At 72.6% G+C, this 20,206-nt stretch carries 23 protein-coding genes; 7 read left to right on the forward strand and 16 right to left on the reverse strand.

The features are described from left to right. Positions 1–55 precede the first annotated feature (55 nt). Positions 56–751, reverse strand: coding sequence for an anti-sigma factor family protein (locus ACFYYB_RS15030; RefSeq protein ID WP_389435665.1), 696 nt, complete (start codon positions 749–751; stop codon positions 56–58). Then, positions 748–1,527: an RNA polymerase sigma factor SigE gene (gene sigE, locus ACFYYB_RS15035; RefSeq protein WP_243335949.1), complete on the reverse strand. Its 780-nt coding sequence runs from the start codon at positions 1,525–1,527 to the stop codon at positions 748–750. The genes ACFYYB_RS15030 and sigE overlap by 4 nt, the downstream gene beginning before the upstream one ends. Before the next feature lie 143 nt (positions 1,528–1,670). On the opposite strand from sigE, the gene ACFYYB_RS15040 reads away from it, so the two are divergent. Then, positions 1,671–2,333 carry an O-methyltransferase gene (locus ACFYYB_RS15040; protein ID WP_250741749.1) on the forward strand — a complete coding sequence of 221 codons (663 nt, stop codon included), beginning with the start codon at positions 1,671–1,673 and terminating at the stop codon, positions 2,331–2,333. Positions 2,334–2,386: 53 nt separating this feature from the next. On the opposite strand, the gene ACFYYB_RS15045 is transcribed toward ACFYYB_RS15040, so the two are convergent. Together ACFYYB_RS15045 and ACFYYB_RS15050 are read right to left on the reverse strand one after the other, a co-directional pair. Beyond that, complete coding sequence (locus ACFYYB_RS15045; protein WP_389435666.1) at positions 2,387–3,004, reverse strand: hypothetical protein; 618 nt, start codon at positions 3,002–3,004, stop codon at positions 2,387–2,389. Positions 3,005–3,155: 151 nt separating this feature from the next. Further along, a complete protein-coding gene (locus ACFYYB_RS15050) occupies positions 3,156–3,323 on the reverse strand; it encodes a DUF3117 domain-containing protein (RefSeq protein WP_003966491.1) in 168 nt (55 codons plus the stop codon). A gap of 331 nt (positions 3,324–3,654) precedes the next feature. Here ACFYYB_RS15050 and ACFYYB_RS15055 point away from each other — a divergent pair, with 331 nt between their 5' ends. Continuing rightward, positions 3,655–4,458, forward strand: coding sequence for an enoyl-CoA hydratase/isomerase family protein (locus tag ACFYYB_RS15055; protein WP_389435667.1), 804 nt, complete (start codon positions 3,655–3,657; stop codon positions 4,456–4,458). A 55-nt stretch (positions 4,459–4,513) separates the two neighbouring features. Here ACFYYB_RS15055 and ACFYYB_RS15060 read toward each other — a convergent pair whose 3' ends face one another. Together ACFYYB_RS15060 and ACFYYB_RS15065 are read right to left on the reverse strand one after the other, a co-directional pair. Continuing rightward, positions 4,514–5,089, reverse strand: a complete 576-nt coding sequence (locus ACFYYB_RS15060) for a DNA-3-methyladenine glycosylase I (protein WP_389435668.1) — start codon at positions 5,087–5,089, stop codon at positions 4,514–4,516. Continuing rightward, positions 5,086–5,439: a DivIVA domain-containing protein gene (locus ACFYYB_RS15065; protein WP_389435669.1), complete on the reverse strand. Its 354-nt coding sequence runs from the start codon at positions 5,437–5,439 to the stop codon at positions 5,086–5,088. The genes ACFYYB_RS15060 and ACFYYB_RS15065 overlap by 4 nt, the downstream gene beginning before the upstream one ends. A 76-nt stretch (positions 5,440–5,515) precedes the next feature. On the opposite strand from ACFYYB_RS15065, the gene folP reads away from it, so the two are divergent. Continuing rightward, positions 5,516–6,376: a dihydropteroate synthase gene (folP, locus tag ACFYYB_RS15070; RefSeq protein WP_389435670.1), complete on the forward strand. Its 861-nt coding sequence runs from the start codon at positions 5,516–5,518 to the stop codon at positions 6,374–6,376. Positions 6,377–6,389: 13 nt separating this feature from the next. Here the strand turns inward: folP and ACFYYB_RS15075 are convergent, their stop codons facing one another. Beyond that, positions 6,390–7,148: a TIGR00730 family Rossman fold protein gene (locus ACFYYB_RS15075; protein ID WP_389435671.1), complete on the reverse strand. Its 759-nt coding sequence runs from the start codon at positions 7,146–7,148 to the stop codon at positions 6,390–6,392. Between the two features lie 64 nt (positions 7,149–7,212). Further along, entirely contained in the window at positions 7,213–8,292 is a 1,080-nt protein-coding gene (gene dapE / locus ACFYYB_RS15080) for a succinyl-diaminopimelate desuccinylase (RefSeq protein ID WP_389435672.1), read from the reverse strand. Between the two features lie 78 nt (positions 8,293–8,370). On the opposite strand from dapE, the gene ACFYYB_RS15085 reads away from it, so the two are divergent. Then, positions 8,371–9,342: a hypothetical protein gene (locus tag ACFYYB_RS15085; RefSeq protein ID WP_389436205.1), complete on the forward strand. Its 972-nt coding sequence runs from the start codon at positions 8,371–8,373 to the stop codon at positions 9,340–9,342. A 306-nt stretch (positions 9,343–9,648) separates the two neighbouring features. Beyond that, the gene (locus tag ACFYYB_RS15090; protein ID WP_389435673.1) at positions 9,649–9,984 is read left to right on the forward strand and encodes an ATP-binding protein; all 336 of its coding nucleotides are present in this window, start codon (positions 9,649–9,651) and stop codon (positions 9,982–9,984) included. Between the two features lie 69 nt (positions 9,985–10,053). Here the strand turns inward: ACFYYB_RS15090 and dapC are convergent, their stop codons facing one another. Both dapC and fdxA read right to left on the reverse strand, forming a co-directional pair. Beyond that, on the reverse strand, positions 10,054–11,154 hold the full coding sequence (gene dapC / locus ACFYYB_RS15095; protein ID WP_389435674.1) for a succinyldiaminopimelate transaminase: 1,101 nt from the start codon (positions 11,152–11,154) through the stop codon (positions 10,054–10,056). A gap of 131 nt (positions 11,155–11,285) precedes the next feature. Then, on the reverse strand, positions 11,286–11,615 hold the full coding sequence (fdxA, locus tag ACFYYB_RS15100) for a ferredoxin (RefSeq protein WP_030011906.1): 330 nt from the start codon (positions 11,613–11,615) through the stop codon (positions 11,286–11,288). Positions 11,616–11,732: 117 nt separating this feature from the next. On the opposite strand from fdxA, the gene ACFYYB_RS15105 reads away from it, so the two are divergent. Both ACFYYB_RS15105 and ACFYYB_RS15110 read left to right on the forward strand, forming a co-directional pair. Further along, a complete protein-coding gene (locus ACFYYB_RS15105) occupies positions 11,733–12,725 on the forward strand; it encodes a GNAT family N-acetyltransferase (RefSeq protein WP_389435675.1) in 993 nt (330 codons plus the stop codon). Then, positions 12,722–13,513 carry a tetratricopeptide repeat protein gene (locus ACFYYB_RS15110; RefSeq protein WP_389435676.1) on the forward strand — a complete coding sequence of 264 codons (792 nt, stop codon included), beginning with the start codon at positions 12,722–12,724 and terminating at the stop codon, positions 13,511–13,513. Before ACFYYB_RS15105 ends, ACFYYB_RS15110 begins: the two co-directional genes overlap by 4 nt. A 421-nt stretch (positions 13,514–13,934) precedes the next feature. Here ACFYYB_RS15110 and ACFYYB_RS15115 read toward each other — a convergent pair whose 3' ends face one another. From ACFYYB_RS15115 to ACFYYB_RS15140, 6 genes are all read right to left on the reverse strand, one after another. Next, the gene (locus ACFYYB_RS15115) at positions 13,935–15,851 is read right to left on the reverse strand and encodes a hypothetical protein (RefSeq protein WP_389435677.1); all 1,917 of its coding nucleotides are present in this window, start codon (positions 15,849–15,851) and stop codon (positions 13,935–13,937) included. 396 nt (positions 15,852–16,247) lie between these two features. Next, positions 16,248–16,640 carry a DUF6113 family protein gene (locus ACFYYB_RS15120; protein ID WP_389435678.1) on the reverse strand — a complete coding sequence of 131 codons (393 nt, stop codon included), beginning with the start codon at positions 16,638–16,640 and terminating at the stop codon, positions 16,248–16,250. Continuing rightward, the gene (gene mshB / locus ACFYYB_RS15125; protein WP_389435679.1) at positions 16,637–17,545 is read right to left on the reverse strand and encodes an N-acetyl-1-D-myo-inositol-2-amino-2-deoxy-alpha-D-glucopyranoside deacetylase; all 909 of its coding nucleotides are present in this window, start codon (positions 17,543–17,545) and stop codon (positions 16,637–16,639) included. Before mshB ends, ACFYYB_RS15120 begins: the two co-directional genes overlap by 4 nt. Before the next feature lie 51 nt (positions 17,546–17,596). Further along, entirely contained in the window at positions 17,597–17,791 is a 195-nt protein-coding gene (locus tag ACFYYB_RS15130) for a hypothetical protein (RefSeq protein WP_266904827.1), read from the reverse strand. 357 nt (positions 17,792–18,148) lie between these two features. Next, complete coding sequence (locus ACFYYB_RS15135; RefSeq protein WP_389435680.1) at positions 18,149–19,237, reverse strand: ABC transporter ATP-binding protein; 1,089 nt, start codon at positions 19,235–19,237, stop codon at positions 18,149–18,151. Next, positions 19,230–20,204, reverse strand: coding sequence for an ABC transporter ATP-binding protein (locus tag ACFYYB_RS15140; protein ID WP_389435681.1), 975 nt, complete (start codon positions 20,202–20,204; stop codon positions 19,230–19,232). The genes ACFYYB_RS15135 and ACFYYB_RS15140 overlap by 8 nt, the downstream gene beginning before the upstream one ends. Between the last annotated feature and the right edge of the window lie 2 nt (positions 20,205–20,206).

Below are 20,206 nucleotides of genomic sequence, written 5' to 3' on the forward strand. Positions count from 1 at the left end.
GAACGGGACGGGGCGCACCGGACGGCCAGGACGGGCACGGCCCGGAATCGACGGCCTAGCGGTACAGGGAGACCGGGCGGGCGGAGGCCGTCGCGGTCGGTCGGGACGGTGCCGGGGTCGCGAGGGGGTTGACCGGGTGGAGCGTCGGGATGGTGCCCGGCTTCGGCAGCCGGTTCTCCCGGACCACCGCGTCGAACACCGGGACGACGGGTCCCGGACGCGCGGCCGGAGCCTCGCCCCGGGCATTGGGCTCGACCGACTCGATCGGCAGCGAGCCGCCCAGCGCGATCGCGGCGAGCGACACCGCTCCGGCGGCCACGAAGGCGAAGCGGCGCCGCTGGCGGCCCACCTCGTGTATCCGGAAGCCCTGCTGCTGCGGCGCGGCGGCCGCGGGCGGCGCGTAGCCGAAGGACGGGAAGGGGTCGGCGCCCACAGGCGAACCGAAGTGGCCGGCAGGCCCTGACGGCCCGCTCGGGCCCTCGGGGCCGCCTCCGGGCAGCCCCTGCAACCGCGCCAGCAGCCCGGCCGACAGCGGAGGCGGCGCGCTCTCCACGAACATGGTCTTCAGACGCCGCTGCGCATCGGCCTCGGCCTTGCACCGGGCACACGTCGCCAGGTGCGCCAGGACCCGCTCGCGCGCGTCGTGGCTCAACTCCCCGTCCACGAGGGCGGCGAGCCGGTCGCCCAGATGGTGTTCGGCGGAGGAAGCCTGTTCGGCGGGCGACGGGGAGGACGGACTGATCCCGCTCACTCGGCTCCGCCCTCTCCCCCGGCGCCGGGGGCGCCCACCGCCACACCGGCCAGCGCGCGCTGCTCCGCACGGGCCTCGGGAGACCGGTGCTTGAGCGCCTTGCGCAGGTGGGAACGGCCTCGGTGGATACGGCTGCGCACGGTGCCGAGCTTCACGCCGAGCGTGGCGGCGATCTCCTCGTAGGACAGACCCTCGATGTCGCAGAGCACCACGGCCGCGCGGAACTCGGGCGCGAGGGTGTCCAGCGCCTGCTGCACGTCGGCGTCGAAGTGCGTGTCGTGCAGCACCTGCTGCGGAGACGGCTCACGGCTCGGCAGCCGCTCGGCGGCGTCGTCGGCGAGGGCGTCGAAACGGATCCGCTGCTTACGGCGGACCATGTCGAGGAAGAGGTTCGTCGTGATCCGGTGCAGCCAGCCCTCGAACGTGCCGGGCGTGTACGTGGACAGCGAGCGGAAGACGCGGACGAACACTTCCTGCGTCAGGTCCTCGGCATCGTGCTGGTTGCCCGTCAGCCTGTAGGCGAGGCGGTAGACCCGCGCACTGTGCGTGCTGACGATCTCCTCCCACGAGGGAGGGGTCCACGCCTGGGAGCCCGCATCGGCGGCGAACGTCGCGGTGGTTGCGGTGTCTACGGTGCGGAAACGGTCAGCAATGTTGGTCACGGATTTCGGCTCACCGGCCGACCAGAAGAGGCGTCGGAGGACACCCCCACGATCCACAGGCGCAGCCGCACCTCCCCTGTCGGCTCTGGTGGTGTCCAGCGGAATCCCTACCATAGCCACCCCTCCCGTCAGCTCTGGATAAGCATTTTTGCAGTAACTTTGCACGGGCTCCGGGCCCCAGGCCGTTCTTGCGTCTCTACTGCTCTCAACGCCCGGTCCCATCTGCGGGTTCCCGACTCCAGCGGATACAGTCACCGTTGCGCCAACTATGGGGACAGGAGAGGGTCATTACCGGCAACCGGCAGACGAGCTGGGCGTTCGCCGACGCGTTTGTCGCCGAAGACGACGCTCTGCGATGGGCCCGCGACCGGTCCAGGGAAGCGGGACTGCGTTCCGTCTCTCCCGGCACCGGGGCAGCGCTGCGCCTGCTCGCCGCCACCGCGGACGCCAAGGCGGTCGCCGAGATCGGCACCGGAACCGGCGTGTCCGGCATCCACCTCCTGCACGGAATGCGTGCGGACGGGGTCCTGACCACGGTGGATCCCGAAGCGGACCGGCAGGCCTTCGCCCGCCAGGCCTTCCGCGCGGCCGGCTTCGCCGGCAACCGCGCCCGCTTCATCCCGGGCCGCGCCCTGGACGTACTGCCCCGGCTGGCCGACGGCGGATACGACCTCGTCTTCTGCGACGGAGACCCGTCCGAGTCCCTCGACTACCTCGCTGAATCGTTGCGCCTGCTCCGCCCCGGCGGACTCGTCTGCTTCGAGGGAGTCTTCTCGGACGGCCGTACGGTCGACTCCGCGGCCCAGCCGGTGGAAGTGCTCCGCGTCCGCGAACTGCTGCGCACCGTCCGCGAGACCCCGGCCCTGGAGGCCGCACTGCTCCCGGTGGGCGACGGCCTGCTGTGCGCGGTCCGGCGCTGAGCCGGGCGGGTCGGCGCGACAGCTCGAAGGTCGGCGCAGCAGGTCGGCTCAGGTCAGCGCAGTAGCGCGAAGGTCAGCGCGGCCGTACCGCCCAGGGCGGTGCCGGCGAGGAGCTGCGCCGCGGTGTGCGCCTTCAGGACCAGCCGGGACCAGCCCACGCCGGCGGCGATCAGTACGGCGGGGAGCACCACCGGGCCGAAGGCCAGCAGCAGGACCATCACGGTGCCGCCGGCCACCGACATGTGGATGGATATCTGCCAGCCGACCGTCACCAGCAGCGAGGAGACGAGGCCGACCAGCATCGCGACGACCAGCGCGAAGACGTCGGCCGGGGCGCCGAGCACCCGCAGGAGGGTGATCCCGGCGACGACCGAGACCAGGCTCAGCCCCATCGGAACGACCCGCTGGCGCCGGACCCGGATGTGCTGGTCGGTCAGCGCGCCGCGCCGGACCCCGAGCATGACGATCCCGATCGGGACCACTCCGCAGAACAGGGCGGCGAGCAGCCCCCAGCCGAGACCGGACCACGATCCCGTGCTGTGCCAGCCGATCAGCAAGAGCTGGGCCACCACCAGGTTCGCCGGTGCCAGGGCCTCCGTCAGGACCCGGGCCGTCCTCTCGCGGGGCGTGCAGTCGGCGAAGGCGGGCGGGGCGGGCGGGGAGAAGGACACGGCGCGGCTCCAGCGATCACGATCACGGTCGGGTTCCAGCAGGGGCTGGTTCGGCTCGGGCACACAACACTGCCCCGACCGCAGATCGCGGCCGGGGCAGTGCAGAGAATGCAGCGAAAGTACTGTCAGTCATCCCTGGTGGACCTGGGGATCAGCCGACGACCTTCTTCAGGGCGTCACCCAGGGCGTCCGCCTCGTCCGGAGTCAGCTCGACGACGAGCCGACCGCCGCCCTCGAGCGGTACGCGCATGACGATGCCCCGCCCCTCCTTGGTGACCTCGAGCGGGCCGTCGCCCGTCCGCGGCTTCATGGCCGCCATGCTCGTTCCCCTTCCTGAAACCAGTTCATCGTCAGCCGACGGCCCCATTCAGGCGCCTAATACCCGGCATCGAACACATTGCTTCCAGGCCATTATCCCGCATGTCAGGACCCGATGACCAACATCGGCCGGGAACGCTTGTGCAACGCGCTTGACCAAAACCACTCATTTCGGGGACACGCCTGCGATACTTCGCCGCCGCGGCACGACTCTGCCCTTCCGTTTATTTGACGCACATCACATGTGCGACCCCCGTCCGGTCCGCCATGCTGACCTTTGCACCGGCCGGTACCGGCCGGTAGCCAGCCCGCGACGAAGGGGGACCCCCGCCATGGCCGACAGCGTGCTCTACGAAGTGACAGACGGACTCGCGACCATCACGATCAACCGTCCCGAGGCCATGAACGCCATGAACACCGAGGCCAAGGTCGCCCTGCGCGACGCGGCCCGGGCGGCGGCCGCGGATCCCGCGGTACGGGCGGTCCTGCTCACCGCGGCGGGCAACCGGGCGTTCTGCGTGGGCCAGGACCTCAAGGAACACGTCGGGTTCCTCGCGGCCGACCGGGAGCACGGCTCCTCGCTGACCATGAACACCGTCGCGGAGCACTACAACCCGATCGTCCGGGCGCTGACGGAGATGCCGAAGCCGGTGGTCGCGGGCGTGAACGGCGTCGCGGCGGGCGCGGGCTTCGGCTTCGCCCTGGCGGCGGACTTCCGCGTGGTCGCGGACACCGCCTCCTTCAACACCTCCTTCGCGGGGGTCGCCCTGACGGCCGACTCGGGCGTCTCCTGGACGCTGCCCCGCCTGATCGGCGGCTCCCGCGCCTCCGATCTGCTGCTCTTCCCCCGGTCCGTGAAGGCCCCGGAGGCGCTGGACCTGGGCATCGCGAACCGCGTCGTTCCCTCGGACGAGCTCGCGGCCGAGGCGCTTGCCGTGGCCCGGCGGCTGGCCGAAGGTCCGACGGTCGCCTACGCGGCGCTGAAGGAGTCCCTGGCGTACGGGGCCTCCCGTTCGCTCTCCGAGGCGCTGGACCAGGAGGACGTCCTCCAGGCCCGTGCCGGGGCCTCCGAGGACCACGGCATCGCCGTGGCCGCCTTCCTCGCGAAGGAAGCTCCGCGCTACCTGGGCCGCTAGCGGCTCCGCCGACCGCATCACCCGGCGGGGCCCGGCCGGACCGGGCCGGGCCCGGTCAGGGCAGGTCGCGGGACACGCAGCGGGACAAGTGGTCGTTGACGAGGCCGCAGGCCTGCATGAGGGCGTAGGCCGTCGTGGGCCCCACGAAGCGGATGCCGGCCTTCTTCAGGGCCTTGGCCAGGGCCGTGGACTCCGGGGTCACCGCCGGGATCTCGGTGGTGCTCTTCGGGGCCCGCCCCGGCGCCGGGGCGTGGGACCAGACGAGGGCGTCGAGTTCGCCCGCCTCCCACCCGGCCAGGGTCTTCGCGTTGGCGAGGGTCGCCTCGATCTTGGCCCGGTTGCGGATGATCCCCTCGTCGGCGAGGAGCCGGTCCACGTCCGCCGCCCCGAACTCCGCCACCTGGGCGATCTCGAAGCCCGCGAAGGCCGCCCGGAACCCCTCGCGCCGGCGCAGGATCGTCAGCCAGGACAGCCCCGACTGGAAGGCCTCCAGGCACAGCCGCTCGTACAGCGCGTCGTCCCCGTGGACCGGCCGGCCCCACTCCGTGTCGTGGTACGCGATGTAGTCCTCGGTGGCCAGCCCCCAGGGACACCGCAGACCCCCGTCGGGGCCGGCGAGCACTCCGCTCACTGCCCGTCGCCCTTGATCAGGTCCACGGCGCCCTCGGCGGGCCCGGCGGCGGGCGCGGGCGCGGCCGCCCCGGTGAGTTCGGCGATGCGGGCGTCACGCTCCGCCAGCTCCGCCGCCAGCCGCTCCAGTACGTCGTCCACGTCGGACATCCGGTAGCCCCGCGGGGCCACGGGCAGCCGCAGCTCGTCGATGTCCGCCCGTACGACGGGCCGGTTCTCCGGCAGGGCGTCGGACAGCCGGTCGGGCTCGGCATCCGGCAGCACGGCCTCGGACCCCCCGCCGGCCACCGCGAGGGTGACTCCCGCGACGACCACGACCAGCGCGATGAGCAAGAACGCGAACACGATCAACTCCCCTGAGAGACTCCGGCCACCAGGTTAAGGTCGCAGGCGAGGCGCGAGGGTCGCCGAAGGAGGAAAGAGCGGGATGCTGCGACTGGGCAGGCGCGAGTTCGACGACCACGAGCCGGTGATCATGGCCATCGTGAACCGGACCCCTGACTCCTTCTACGACCAGGGAGCGACCTTCCGCGACGAGCCGGCCCTGGACCGGGTCGAGCAGGCGGTGGCCGAGGGCGCGGCGATCATCGACATCGGCGGGGTGAAGGCCGGTCCCGGCGAGCACGTGGACGCGGTGGAGGAGGCCCGGCGCACGGTGGGCTTCGTCGCCGAGGTACGCCGCCGCCACCCCGACGTGGTGATCAGCGTCGACACGTGGCGCCACGAGGTCGGAGAGGCCGTCTGCGAGGCCGGGGCGGACCTCCTCAACGACGCGTGGGGCGGGGTCGACCCGAAGCTCGCGGAGGTCGCCGCGCGGTACGGCGCGGGCATCGTCTGCACGCACGCGGGCGGGGTCGAGCCGCGGACCCGGCCGCACCGGACCGCGTACGAGGACGTGATGGAGGACATCCTCCGCGTCACGGTCGGCCTGGCCGAGCGCGCGGCGGCCCTGGGCGTACCCCGCGAGTCGATCATGATCGACCCGGGCCACGACTTCGGGAAGAACACCCGCCACTCCCTGGAGGCCACCCGCCGCCTCTCGGAGATGACGGAGACGGGCTGGCCCGTCCTGGTCTCCCTCTCCAACAAGGACTTCGTCGGCGAGACCCTCGACAAGCCGGTCAAGGAGCGCCTCCTGGGCACCCTGGCCACGACGGCCGTCTCGGCCTGGCTGGGCGCCCAGGTCTACCGCGTCCACGAGGTCGCGGAAACCAAGCAGGTCCTGGACATGGTCCGGGCGATCCAGGGCCACCGACCCCCGGCGGTCGCCCGCCGGGGGCTGGCGTAGTCGTCGGCGGCTGCTACAGGCCGACTTCCTTCGTCACGAGCGCGATCGCCTCGTCCACGTCGTCGGTGACGTGGAAGAGGTAGAGGTCCTTCTCCGAGGCCTTGCCCTGGGCGATGACCGTGTTCTTCAGCCAGTCGATGAGCCCGCTCCAGTACGCCGTGCCGAACAGCACGATCGGGAAGCGGGTGATCTTCTGCGTCTGGACCAGGGTCAGGGCCTCGAACATCTCGTCGAGGGTGCCGAGTCCGCCCGGCAGGACCACGAAGCCCTGGCTGTACTTCACGAACATCGTCTTGCGGACGAAGAAGTAGCGGAAGTTCAGCCCGAGGTCGACGTGCTCGTTGAGCCCCTGCTCGAAGGGCAGCTCGATGCCCAGGCCGACCGAGAGGCCGTTCGCCTCCCGCGCGCCCTTGTTCGCCGCCTCCATCGCACCCGGGCCGCCGCCCGTGATCACCGCGAAGCCGGCCTCCACGAGCGCGCCGCCGATCCGCACGCCCGCCTCGTACTCCGCGGAGCCCACCGGCGTCCGGGCGGAGCCGAACACGCTGATCGCCGGCGGCAGCTCCGCCAGCGTGCCGAAGCCCTCGATGAACTCCGACTGGATGCGCAGGACCCGCCACGGATCGGTGTGCACCCACTCGGAGGGCCCGGCCGAATCCAGCAGCCGCTGGTCCGTCGTACTGCCGGCCTGCACCTGGCCCCGCCTCCTCAGCACCGGCCCGAGCTGCTGCTCCTCGGGCCGACGACGAGCGGACCCTTCAGGGTTGCCCATGATGTGCTCCCTCCTGCTGATCGTTGGATCAGGTTAGGCGCACAAAGGTGACGAGAAGCGGAATTCAGGAGGTCAGCCAGGCGCGGAGTCGTTCCTCGCAGTGGAGGATCGCCTTCGTTTCCACTCGCTCGTCGGCCTTGTGGGCCAGCAGGGCGTCGCCCGGGCCGTAGTTGACCGCCGGAACGCCCAGGGCGCTGAAGCGGGAGACGTCCGTCCAGCCGAACTTCGGCATGGCGTGTCCTCCGACGGCCTCCATGAAGGCCGCGGCCGCGGGGTGGGAGAGGCCGGGGAGGGCGCCGGGAGAGAGGTCGTCGATCACGAACTCGTCGATGTCGCAGTGCGCGAAGACCTCGCGGACGTGGGCGATCGCCTCGTCCGTGGTGCGGTCGGGGGCGAAGCGGAAGTTGACCGTCACCGTGCACTCGTGCGGGATGACGTTGTTGGCGACGCCGCCGTCGATGCGGACCGCGTTGAGGCCCTCGTGGTACTCCAGGCCGTCGATCACGGGCTTGCGGGGCTCGTACGCCGCCAGCGTGGCCAGGATCGGGCTCGCCGCGTGGATGGCGTTGGAGCCCATCCAGCTGCGCGCGGAGTGGGCGCGCTCGCCGGACGTGCGGAGCAGGACGCGCAGGGTGCCCTGGCAACCGCCCTCGACCTCGGCGTTGGAGGGTTCGAGGAGGACGGCGAAGTCGCCGGTCAGCCAGTCGGGGTGGGCTTCGGCGACCTTGCCGAGGCCGTTGAGGTCGGCGGCGACCTCTTCCTGGTCGTAGAAGACGAAGGTGAGGTCGCGGTTGGGCTCGGGGACCGTGGCGGCGATGCGCAGCTGCACGGCCACGCCCGACTTCATGTCGGTGGTGCCGCAGCCCCACAGGACGTCGTTCTCGTCGAGGCGGGAGGGCACGTTGTCGGCGATCGGCACGGTGTCGAGGTGCCCGGCGAGCACGACGCGTTCGGCGCGGCCCAGGTGGGTGCGCGCGACCACGTTGTTGCCGAAGCGGTCCACGGTCAGGTGCGGCAGGCCGCGCAAGGTGTGTTCCACGAGGTCGGCGAGTACCTTCTCGTCGCCGCTCACGGAGGGGATGTCGACGAGCCGGGCGGTCAGCTCGGCGGCGTCCAGGGTGAGGTCCAGCTCGGATTCGGACATGGAGCTGACCCTAACGCCCCGGACTGCGGCGAAGCCTTGTCCGTCCGGCCGATGGACGCGTCATATGGCTCAAGTACGGTGGGCGGCGTGCCGCAGACCGATCGCTCCCGCCCTCGCCGCCGCCGGCGCCCGTTCCGCTGGGCCGCGGGGTTCCTGGTGCTGGTGGCGGTCGCCGGGTACTTCGTCGTGCAGCGCGCGTCGAACGACAACGCCGGGGTGCCGTACTGCACGGCTTCGGCCGACGGGACGAGCGGCGCGAAGGCCTCCGGCCAGTTCGACGAGATGTCCCCCGAGCAGGCGGCGAACGCGACGACGATAGCCGCCGTCGGGGTCTCCAAGGGGATGCCCGACCGGGCCGTGACCATCGCGCTGGCGACCGCGATGCAGGAGTCGGCCCTGCGCAACCTCGACCACGGCGACCGCGATTCGCTGGGCCTGTTCCAGCAGCGGCCCTCGCAGGGCTGGGGCACGCCGGATCAGATCATGGACCCGGTGTACTCGGCCGGGATCTTCTACGACCGGCTGGCCGAGATCAAGGGGTACTCGCGGCTCCCGCTGACGGTGGCGGCGCAGAAGGTGCAGCTGAGCGGCTTCCCGCAGGCCTACGCGAAGCACGAGCCGGACGCCACCGTGCTGACCGCGGCCTTCACCGGCGCCGGCCACCTGACCTGCACCGGGCCCGCGCCCGTCCGGGCCGGCGATCCGGCGAAGGTCCGGGCGGAGCTGACCCGGCTGCTCGGCAAGAACCCCCTGTACGCGCTGCCGCCCGCGGGCGACCGGTCCGGGGAGGGCGCCGAGTCCGAGGTGACCCTGGTGGCGAAGCCCGGCGGCGGGGATCCGGCGGCGCGGACCGGCCGGGTGCTCGCGCAGTGGGCGGTGGCCGGCTCCCGCGAGCTGGGGATCACGCGGGTCTCGTACGACGGGAAGTCCTGGGTCGCGGGCAAGGACGGCGACCGCTGGCGGGAGCGGGGCGCCGCGGCCGGCGGGAACGGCGCCGGGGATCCCGCCGCCGCGGGTCCGGGCCAGGTACGGATCTTCGTGCGCGGCTGAGTCCCGTGCGCGGCCGACCCTCATGCGCGGCTGATCCCCCTGCGCGGCCGCTCTCCGTGCGCGCCCGATGTCCGGGGTTGTCCCGGTGGACGGGCGTACGGGACATCACCCGTTCGGGGGTGACCCGTACGGCGGACACGAGGGCTCCGGCGGGCACGCAACCGCAGGTCGGCGCCTGTTCCGAGCGGTCGGACCGGAAGCCGATTAAACGATCCGTTACTGATCCTTTACCCACCGGCTCCGCAACTCGCGCCCCCCTGCGAGCGGTTGTCACGGCGTACTCAGCCGCTACCGCTTAGGAGCAACATGTCCACCTCCCTGACCCGTCGGATCGCCCGTGCCGCGCTGCTGCTGGCAGCCGGGGCAGCGCCCGTGGTCGGTGCGGCCGGCGCGGCCAGTGCCGCGGGCCTGGAGTCCGTGCCGCAGCTGGGCGCGCTCACCTCGCCGGACGCGACGGTCTCCGCCGCGGGCGACACCGCCGCCTCCACCCTTCCGGCCCCCGCCCCCGCACCCGCCGGCGAGGTGACCGGCGCCGCGGGCAGCCTGCTGGCGGGGCTGCCGCTCGCCGGTGGCGGGCTGGCGGGCGGTCTCCCGGCCGGCGTCCCCGCGGGTCTCCCGGGCGGGCTGCCCGGCCTCGGCTAGCAGCCGCCGCCACGAACGCCGAGGGGCCCGGGAGCACGAACTCCCGGGCCCCTCGGGCGTGTCCTGCGGCTACGGCGCCAGCCGCTTGACCGCCGCCTCGACGCGCTCGTCCGTGGCCGTGAAGGCGACGCGGACGAAGCGCGCGCCCGCCTCGCCGTAGAAGTCGCCCGGCGCGACCAGGATGCCCAGGCCGGCCAGGTGGGCGACGGTGTCCCAGCAGGGCTCGTCGCGGGTCACCCACAGGTAGAGGCTGGCCTCGCTGTGCTCGACGCGGAAGCCGTGGGCCTCCAGGGCCGTGCGCAGCGCCGCGCGGCGGGCCGCGTAGCGCACCCGCTGCTCCTCGACGTGCGCGTCGTCGCCCAGGGCCGCGACCGTGGCCGCCTGCACGGGCGCCGGGGTCATCATGCCGCCGTGCTTGCGGATCTGGAGCAGCTCGCCCAGGACGTCGGCGTCACCGGCGACGAAGGCCGCCCGGTAGCCGGCCAGGTTGGACCGCTTGGAGAGCGAGTGGACGGCGACGATGCCCTCGTAGGAGCCTCCGCAGACCTCGTCGTGCAGGACGGAGACGGGCTCGGCCTCCCAGCCCAGTTCCAGGTAGCACTCGTCGCTGAAGATCAGGATCCCGTGCTCGCGCGCCCAGGCCACGATCGCCGCGAGCTCCTCCTTGGGGAGGACCCTGCCGGTCGGGTTGGACGGGGAGTTGAGCCACAGCAGCTTCACGCGGGCCGGGTCGAGATCGGTCGTGGGGTCGTCGTAGACCACCGGCTCGGCGCCGCACAGCCGCGCGCCGACCTCGTACGTCGGGTAGGCGAGCCGGGGGTACGCCACCTGGTCGCCGGCGCCGAGGCCCAGCTGGGTGGGCAGCCAGGCCACCAGTTCCTTGGAGCCGACGACCGGCAGGACGTTGCGGTGCCCGGCGTCGCTCGCGCCGAGGCGGCCGCGCACCCATCCGGTGATCGCGTCGCGCAGGGCGGGAGTGCCCCACACCGTCGGATAGCCCGGGGAGTCCGCGGCCTCGATCAGGGCGCGCCGGATCAGCTCCGGCACCGGGTCGACGGGGGTGCCGACGGAGAGGTCGACGATGCCGTCCGGGTGGGCCGCCGCCGTCGCCTTGTACGGCTCCAGCTTGTCCCAGGGGAAGACGGGGAGACGGGCTGAGACTGCGGCCACGCTGTGCTCTCGCTTTCCGGGCATTACGTGCTTTCCAGGAGGTCTTCGTTGTGCTGTCGAAAGGGTCGAAACACCTCGGTCCCGTGCGGCTGAGAGCCGTACGGGACCGAGGGGCGCTCCTGCCTGAGAGGTCAGTGCTCGCCGTTGATGCCGGCGGGCAGCGCTGCGACGAAGGGGTGGTCGCGCTCGATCAGGCCGAGCTTGGAGGCACCACCGGGCGAACCGAGCTCGTCGAAGAACTCGACGTTCGCCTTGTAGTAGTCCTTCCACTCCTCCGGAGTGTCGTCCTCGTAGAAGATGGCCTCGACCGGGCAGACCGGCTCACACGCACCACAGTCGACGCACTCGTCCGGGTGGATGTACAAGGACCGCTGGCCCTCGTAGATGCAGTCGACGGGGCACTCTTCGATGCATGCCTTGTCTTTGACGTCGACACAAGGCTCCGCGATGACGTAGGTCACGCTCTCGTTCCTCCTCATAAGGGCTTTCCATATCGCGCGGGAGCGCGGCGTCGTCGATGCCCGGCTCTAGTATCTCCGTTCCCGGGCACGATCCGAACAGGAGGGGCGGACAGAGCTGTGGAAATCACTGCCGGTGGACGGCTGGAGATCCGGATTACACCCGCTGACGTGGGTAAACGAGTCTCTGTGCGACGGGTGGAGGGCGGCTCGACCGGGGCCCCCTGTTTCACGGACACCGTAGGGGTTCTCACATCCTGGAACGACGGTGTGGTGACGATCACACGAAAGACCGGCGAGTCCGTCCGCATCGCGGAATCATCGCTGGTGGCGGGCAAGGTCGTACCGGCCGCGCCGGCCCGCCGCAGGGGGCCCGCGGCCTCCTTCGAGGAGCTCGCGCGGGTCTGCGCACGGGCCTGGGTGCCGCTGGAGAGCGAGCCGCTGGGCGAGTGGACGCTGCGCGCGGCCGGCGGATTCACCCGCCGGGCCAACTCCGTACTGCCGCTCGGCGATCCCGGGGTTCCGCTGGACGATGCACTCGAGCGAGTGACGGCCTGGTACGCGCGGCGGGGTCTTCCGGCCTACCTCCAGACCTCCACGGGGGCCGCCGGCACGCAGGAGTCGCTGTGCGCGGGCCTGGAGGACCGGGGCTGGGTCCGCGAGGTGTCGGCGCAGGTCCAGGTCGGCGGGCTGGCGGCGGTGGCGGACCTGGACGTGGACGACGCCGTGGTCGCGGGCGTACGGCTGACCCGTGCTCCGGACGAGGACTGGCTCTCCCGCTACGGACGGGTCAAGGACCCGGAGACCGCGCGCCGCGTCCTGACGGCCGGGCCCTCGGTGTGGTTCGCGACGGTACCCGGCCGGGCGATCGGTCGGCTCGTGGTGGACGGCCGGTGGGCCGGGTTCGCGGCCGTCGAGGTCGACCCGGAGCACCGGCGCCGCGGCCTCGCCTCGGCCGTGATGGCGGCGCTGGCGCGGCGCGCGCTGGAGGAGGGCGCGTCGGCCGCGTGGCTCCAGGTGGAGAGCGACAACGCCGGGGCCCTGGGGCTGTACGGGCGCATGGGCTTCGGGACGCACCACACGTACCACCACTACCGCCGGGCGGCCCTGTGACCTCGCCCTGGCGCGAGCGGTTCGCCGCCGAGGCGCGGGCGGAGCGGCCCGACCTGGCCACGCTGTGCCTGCTGCTGGCCGCGGAGGGGGACCCGGAGCTCGACGAACGGGCCATGGACTGGGCGCAGATCGAGCTGGACCGGCTGGCGGGCATGCTGCCGTACGGGCTGCGGGGCGCTCGCGCGTGGGCCTCGGCGGTGTCCGAACTGCTCGGCGGGCGGATGGGTTTCCACGGCACCCCGGCCGACTACGACCGGCTCTCGTCCTCGCTGCTGCACGAGGTGCTGCGGCGGCGGCGTGGGCTGCCGATCCTGCTGTCCGTGGTGTGGCTGGAGGTCGCCCGGCGGGCCGGTGCTCCGGTGTACGGGCTGGCTCTGCCGGGGCACTTCGTGGTGGGCTTCGGGGATCCGGAGGAGGGCGTGGTCGTCGACCCCTTCGCGGGGGGCGCCTCGCTGGGCGCGGGTCCGGCGGAGCTGGCGGCGGGGCCGCGGACCGCGGCGCGCACGATGGACATCGTCCTGCGGATCCTGAACAACATCCGGGCCTGGGCATCGACGCGGCCCGAGCACTCGGGGGTGGCGCTGTGGGCGCTGGACCTGGCGCTGCTGCTGCCCTCGCATCCGGCGGCGTTGCGGTACGAGCGGGCGAAGCTGCTCGTGGAGCGGGGGGAGTTCGCGGCGGGGGCGGCGGAGATGGAGTCCTACGCGGTGGTCGTGGACGTGATCGATCCGCCGTCGGCGGTGCGGATTCGTGCCGAGGCGCTGGCCGCGCGGTCCCTGCTGAACTAGGCCGTCGGCCCGGCTGCGAGTGTGCCGCTGCGCGGGGCGAAGTCCCCTGCTGCGACCCTTGCCGCTGCGCGGGGCCGGAGTTCCCCTACCCGCCCTTCCACCGTTCCCCGGGCGCTGCCCGGACCCCGGTCCTCAAACGCCGGACCGGCTGGAGAGCGGGGTACCGGGCTGCGCCCGGACCCCCTGGGGCTCCGCCCCAGACCCCGGTTCTCCAGCGCCGGACGGCTGGAGGAGTGCCGGGCTGCGCCCGGACCCCCTGGGGCTCCGCCCAGGACCCCGGTTCTCCAGCGCCGGACGGCTGGAAGGAGTGCCTGGCTGCACCCGGAGCCCCTGGGGCTCCAGCGCCGGGCGGCTGAGGAGGGCAAGCCCGGAGCCCCTCGCCCGGGTTCGGGGAGGGGCTCCGGTTCGCGGGCTGTGCGGGTCAGCTCGGGTTGGTTTCGATGACCGCGGTGCGTTCGGCGGTGGTCTTGCCGCGGAGGGCCTTGCCCAGGACTCCGACGACGTCCTGCGGGGTGACGGCGGTCTTCTGGCCGGTGCCGCGCATGATGAGGACTCCGTCGAAGGTGTTCCCGTAGGCCGTCTTGAGGGCTTCCAGGTCGTACTTCTCGACGAGGTGGCCGTCCACGGCCTGCATGCTCAGGATCTTCGGCAGGGACTTGGCGCCGAGCGGGATGGACTTGCCGCCGGCCTTGACGAGGACCGGGGCCGACATCGCGGGCTGGGCGAACTCCTTCATGGCCCGGTCCAGTTCGGCCTTGTCGACGACCGGGTCCTTGGTGGCGACCGGGAGGACGACGGGGTCGGACTTGCCGCTGGCGACCATGTCGTGGAAGGCCTTGGTCACCATGGTGACGGAGCCGTCCACGTCGAGCGTGGAACCGGCCTTGCCGGGCACGGCGACGGCCTTGCCCGTGTCGAAGGTGATGGTGCCCTCGGTCACGGAGCCGGCGGTGCCGGCCAGCTCCTGGAGGGCGACCCGCAGCTTCTCCTCGTCGGTGGGCATGACCGCCTCGGCCTCGCGCACGCTGCCGAACAGGGAGCCGATGACCGTGACGGGGTTGTAGTCGCTGCCCGCCGCGTTGCGGACGGTGGTCTGGCTGTCCAGGCTCAGGCCGGCCTTCTCCGGCTTCAGCTCGACCTCCTTGCCGCCGACGGTGAGCTTGAGCGGGGCGGCGGCGCGGTTGCCGAAGGACGTCTGGAGCTTGGCGACGGCCTCGTCGCGGGTACCGCTGATCTCGACGCCGAGCACGGTGGTGCCCTTGGGGACGTCGGAGTGGTTCAGGAGCAGCCCGGCTCCGTAGGCCACGCCGATCAGCCCGAAGAGGGCTCCGCCGACGAGGACCAGCTTGTTGCGGCCCTTCTTGGCGGGCCGGGCCGGGGCGGGCGCGGGAGCCTGCGGCCTGGCCTTGTTCGCGGGCGCCGGGGCGGGCACGTGCGGAAGCTGTCCGGTGGAGTCCAGCTCGGGGCCGGGCCAGCTCGGTTCCTGCCCCCCGGGTACGGAGCCCAGCGCGGGCCCGCCCGTCGGTCCGTCCGGGACGCGGCCCGGGCCGGTGCCGGGCCAGGCGGGAGCCGGCGGCACGGGGGTGCCCAGGGCCTGGGCGACGGGACCGGAGCCGGGGCCGTACGCGGCTCCGGCGCCGGGCGGCGGCCCGGCGGGACCGGGGCCGGGGCCCTGCGCACCCGTACGGGGACCACCGGGTCCGGCGGGCGGCGCGGGGTAACCGGCGCCCGGCCCGGTGCCGACGCCGGGGCCACCGGGGCCGGGGCCCATCGGCGCGCCGGGGCGCGGACCGGCCGGGTCTTGGGCGAAGCCCTGCTGCGCGGGCCCGTCGAAGCGCGGGCCGCCGGGCTGGGCCGGAGCGGGCCCGGGACCACCCGGGCGGGGGCCCATGGGCGCGCCCGGACCGGGGCCCATCGGCGCACCGGGGCCGGGGCCCATCGGCGCGCCGGAGCGCGGACCGGCCGGGCCCTGGGCGAAGCCCTGCTGCGCGGGCCCGTCGAAGCGCGGGCCGCCGGGCTGGGCGGGAGCCGGGCCGCGCGCCGGGGCCTGAGCCTGCTGCGGGGCGGGCGCGGGGGCCGGGGCGGGCGCGGGGGCCGCCTTGCGCGGAGCGAACCAGTTGCTGGCCGTCTCCTCGCCCGTACTCGGTTCGGGGGCGGCCGGCGGGGCCGCCGCGGGCTCGGGCGCGGTCGCCTCGGCTTCGGGCATGGTCTGGCGTACGACCACGGGCGGAATCGGCCGCGAACCCGGGATGTTGATCCGGATCCGGGTCGTCAGCTGGGTCTCCGTCTTCGGCCCGTCGGAATCGGGTGTGGACGGCTTCGCGGGCGGTGCGGTCACTGAACTCTCCTCCGGGATGGTCGCCGTGCCCGGACCCGGACCGGGGGGCACTGTCGTGGTCGGATACTGGCCTGATCCGTACGGCGGCCCACCTGAGGGGTGGGCGGCTTCGCCGCGCCCGTTGGGCCCGGCGGGCGGACTGTCAGTTTCACGGCTCAAGGCAGGTTCTCCCGATCGGCTCCGCCGCCCGTCATAGCGTGCGCGGGCAGCTCGGCGGCCGGTCCACCATACTGGCCACCGCCCGCGTGCACCCGGCCGCCGGGAACGAAGGGTTCCCCTTGAGCTCCTGCGCGCCCCCTCCGTACCCCTTCTGAGCACCTGTCGCCCGGTTGCCGGGGGCGCGCGCACGCACCGGCCGAGCCGCTCGTCAAGGCGTCGGGCGCGGCCGACGCCGCGTCACTTGGCCTTCCCGGCGGCCGAAAGCGGCCGGTCCCCCGGGAGGTTCATCGTGGCGCACATCACAGCGAGTACGACTCCACCCAAAAGGTAGACGTACATGCCGATTCCGGACGAACCAAGCAGGAAGTCCCCTTCAGGCCGGGGCACACCGAGGAGCACGTAGGAGAGGAACCAGCCGGCCGTCGCCGCTCCCACGCCGATGCCGGTGCCCAGCGCGAGCCGGGAGCCGAGGAACAGGCCGAAGAGCGCGAGGAGTGCGAGCGCCAGTCCGCCGGGGAACCACAGGTCGACCACGAGCCAGCCGGCCGCGCCGGTGAGCACCCCGGCCGCCAACAGGCCCAGCAGGACGGCGATCCGCGCCCCGTTCCCGAGGGCCGCCGCCCCGGTCACGCCCGTACCCCCGCGAAGAGGTCGCGCTCGCGCTCGCCCGCCGGGACGCCCGGCCGGCCGGCGGCCAACTCGTAGTACTCGTGGGTGAACAGCGGCTGCGCGAGGTCGTTGGAGAGCGCGAAGAAGGGCCCGTCCACCGCGATCTGGGTGGCGTGGGCGCGCATCGCCGCCGTCTTCGCGGCCACGAACGCCTGCTCGGCGGCCTCGTCCCCGCCGATCTCGGCGGTGATCCGCTGGTCGGCCACCACACCCGGTACGTCGTCCGGCGCGGCGGGCGCCGGGAAGGGCACCTCGCCCCCGGCCTCGCGCAGCCGGGCGAAGCCCTCCTCGACGACCGTGCGCGGTACGCGGTTCCAGTAGAGCTTCTGGATGGCGTGCGCCGCCCCGAGGTCCCGGCGGTACGTGGGCTCCGCGGCCAGTTCGGCGGCGCGGGTGGCCACGCGGTGGGCCTGGATGTGGTCGGGGTGGCCGTAGCCGCCGTCCGGGTCGTAGGTGACGAGGACCTGGGGGCGCAGTTCGCGGATCACCTCCACGAGGTACCCCGCCGCCTCGTCCACGTCGGCCGACCAGAAGGCGCCGGGCCGGCGGTTCTGTTCGGCGCCCATCATCCCGGAGTCCCGGAAGCGGCCGGGGCCGCCGAGGAAGCGGTGGTCGGTGACGCCCAGTTCCTTCATGGCCTCGGCGAGTTCGCCGACGCGGTGGGCGCCGAGGGTGTCGTCGCGATCGGCCGTCAGGTGGGCGAGGCCGGGCGGGATGACCTCGCCCTCCTCGCCGAGGGTGCAGGTCACCAACGCGACATGGACGCCCTCGGCCGCGTACTTGGCCATGGTGACGCCGTTGTTGATCGACTCGTCGTCCGGGTGCGCGTGCACGAGCAGGAGCCGACGGGCGGGAAGACCGTTCATGGGGGTCACCCTACGAGAAACGGCGGCTCCGTCCCCCGAACCGGGGCCCCGCTAGAACTTGAGGCCGCTGATCATGCTCGCCACGTTGCTGGTCAGCTGGGAGAGCGTCGGAGCCACGGTCGAGCTCGCCAGATAGAAGCCGAGCAGTACACAGACCACTGCGTGACCCGCCTTCAGGCCCGAACGCCGGACCAACAGGAAGACGACGACTGCCAGCAGCACCACGGCCGAGATCGATAGTGCCACGGCGTTTCACCTCCACGTCGAGCGGACATCGGGTTCGCGTACTCGCAACTCGGTGCTCGGCAGAGTCATACCCACCGTGCGCTACGGATCATAACTATCCGTACCGCCACATCGATCGATTCCGGCAGCACGAGGGGCGCACGCCGCGCACGCCCGGGGTCACAGAAGTGCCGGCCGGGGCAGCTGTGTGCCTCCCCGGCCGGCTGTCGGCACCCGCACGGCCGCACGAATCCAGGCTGCCCGGCCCAGATCTCGGGACAGAAACGGTCAAGTTGCCTGCGTGTAAACCGAGTTACCGGGATGCGGAGTGCCGTTCACAGCTGTGGCGAGAAATGAGCGGTCCCGGGGGCCCTTGGCTCACTCCTTGGTCAGCGGCCCCGAAGGCGGGTCCGAGGGCGGGTCCGAAGGCGGGGCCGAGGACGGCCCCGAAGGCGGCGGGACGACCCGCTCGGATGCGAAATGGCACGCCGAGGGATGGGCCGTCGGGCCGCCCGGGAGGAAGGCCGGGATCTCCAGGAGCGGGACCTCCGAGGCGCAGCGCGCCTCGGCCTTCCAGCAGCGGGTGCGGAAGCGGCAGCCCGACGGCGGGTTGGCCGGGGAGGGCACGTCGCCGGAGAGGATGATCCGCTCGCGGCCCGCGCGCGCCGACGGGTCGGGGACCGGCACCGCGGAGAGCAGTGCCTGGGTGTACGGGTGGGTGGGGTGGTCGTAGATCTGGGTGTCGGTGCCGATCTCGACGATCCGGCCCAGGTACATGACGCCGACCCGGTCGGAGATGTGCCGGACGATCGAGAGGTCGTGCGCGATGAACACGTAGGAGAGGTCGAACTCGTCCTGGAGGCGCTCCAGGAGGTTGACCACCTGAGCCTGGACGGAGACGTCGAGGGCGGAGACGGGCTCGTCGGCGACGATGATCTCGGGCTGGAGGGCGAGGCCGCGGGCGATGCCGATGCGCTGGCGCTGGCCGCCGGAGAACTGGTGCGGGTACCGGTTGATGTACTCCGGGTTCAGGCCGACCACGTCCAGGAGTTCCTGCACCTTGCGGCGCCGGTCGCCCTTGGGGGCCACCTCGGGGTGGATCTCGTACGGCTCGCCGATGATGTCGCCGACCGTCATGCGCGGGTTCAGCGAGGTGTACGGGTCCTGGAACACCATCTGGATGTTGCGGCGCGCGGCCTTGAGGCCCTTGGCGGACAGCTTGGCGAGGTCCTCGCCCTTGTACGTGATCGAGCCCGCCGTCGGGCGTTCCAGGTTGACCAGCATCTTGGCGACGGTGGACTTGCCGCAGCCCGACTCCCCGACGATGCCGAGGGTTTCGCCGGCCCGCAGGTCGAAGGAGACCCCGTCGACGGCCTTGACGGCGCCGACCTGCTTCTTGAAGAGGATGCCCTGGGTCAGCGGGTAGTGCTTGACCAGGTCCTCCACCACGAGGATGGACTCAGCCACCGAGGCACTCCTTCCAGAAGAAGCACGCACTGGCGCGGTCGGGTCCGACCTCGGCCAGCGGCGGTACGTCGGTGCGGCAGACGGCCTGGGCCATCGGGCAGCGCGGGTTGAACGCGCAGCCGGGCGGGATGGCGAGCAGGTTGGGCGGCAGGCCCTTGATGGCGTACAGCTCCTGGCCCTTCTGGTCCAGGCGCGGGATGGAGTCCAGCAGGCCCCGGGTGTAGGGGTGGGCGGGATTCCGGTAGATCTCGTGGACGGGCGCGGCCTCGACGATCCGGCCGGCGTACATGACGGCGATCTTGTCGGCCACGTCGGCGACCACGCCGAGGTCGTGGGTGATCAGGATCAGGCCCATGTTGAGCTCGCGCTGGAGCTCGGCGAGCAGGTCCATGACCTGGGCCTGGACGGTGACGTCCAGGGCGGTGGTCGGCTCGTCCGCGATGATGAGCGAGGGTTCCAGGGCCATCGCCATCGCGATCATGATGCGCTGGCGCATGCCGCCGGAGAACTGGTGCGGGTAGTCCCCCACCCGCTCCCGGGCCGCCGGGATCTTCACCCGGTCCATCAGCTCGACGGCCTTGTTCCGGGCGTCCTTGCGGGACATCCCGCGGTGGACCTCGTACATCTCGCCGAGCTGCGCGCCGACGCTCAGGACCGGGTTGAGGGAGGACAGGGCGTCCTGGAAGATCATGGCCATCTCGGCGCCGCGGACCTTCCTGCGCTCCTCCTCCTTCATCTTCAGCAGGTCTTTGCCCTTGAAGAGGATCTCGCCGCCCGCGATGCGGCCCGGCGGCATGTCGAGGATGCCCATGACGGCCTGGGCGGTGACCGACTTGCCGGAGCCGGACTCGCCGAGCACGGCGAGCGTCTCGCCCTCGGCCACGGAGTAGTTGACCCCGTTGACGGCCTTGGCGACGCCGTCCCGCGTCTTGAATTCCACGTGCAGATCGCGCACTTCGAGCAGCATGT

This window comes from Streptomyces sp. NPDC002886, assembly GCF_042888445.1.
Taxonomy (GTDB): Bacteria; Actinomycetota; Actinomycetes; order Streptomycetales; family Streptomycetaceae; genus Streptomyces.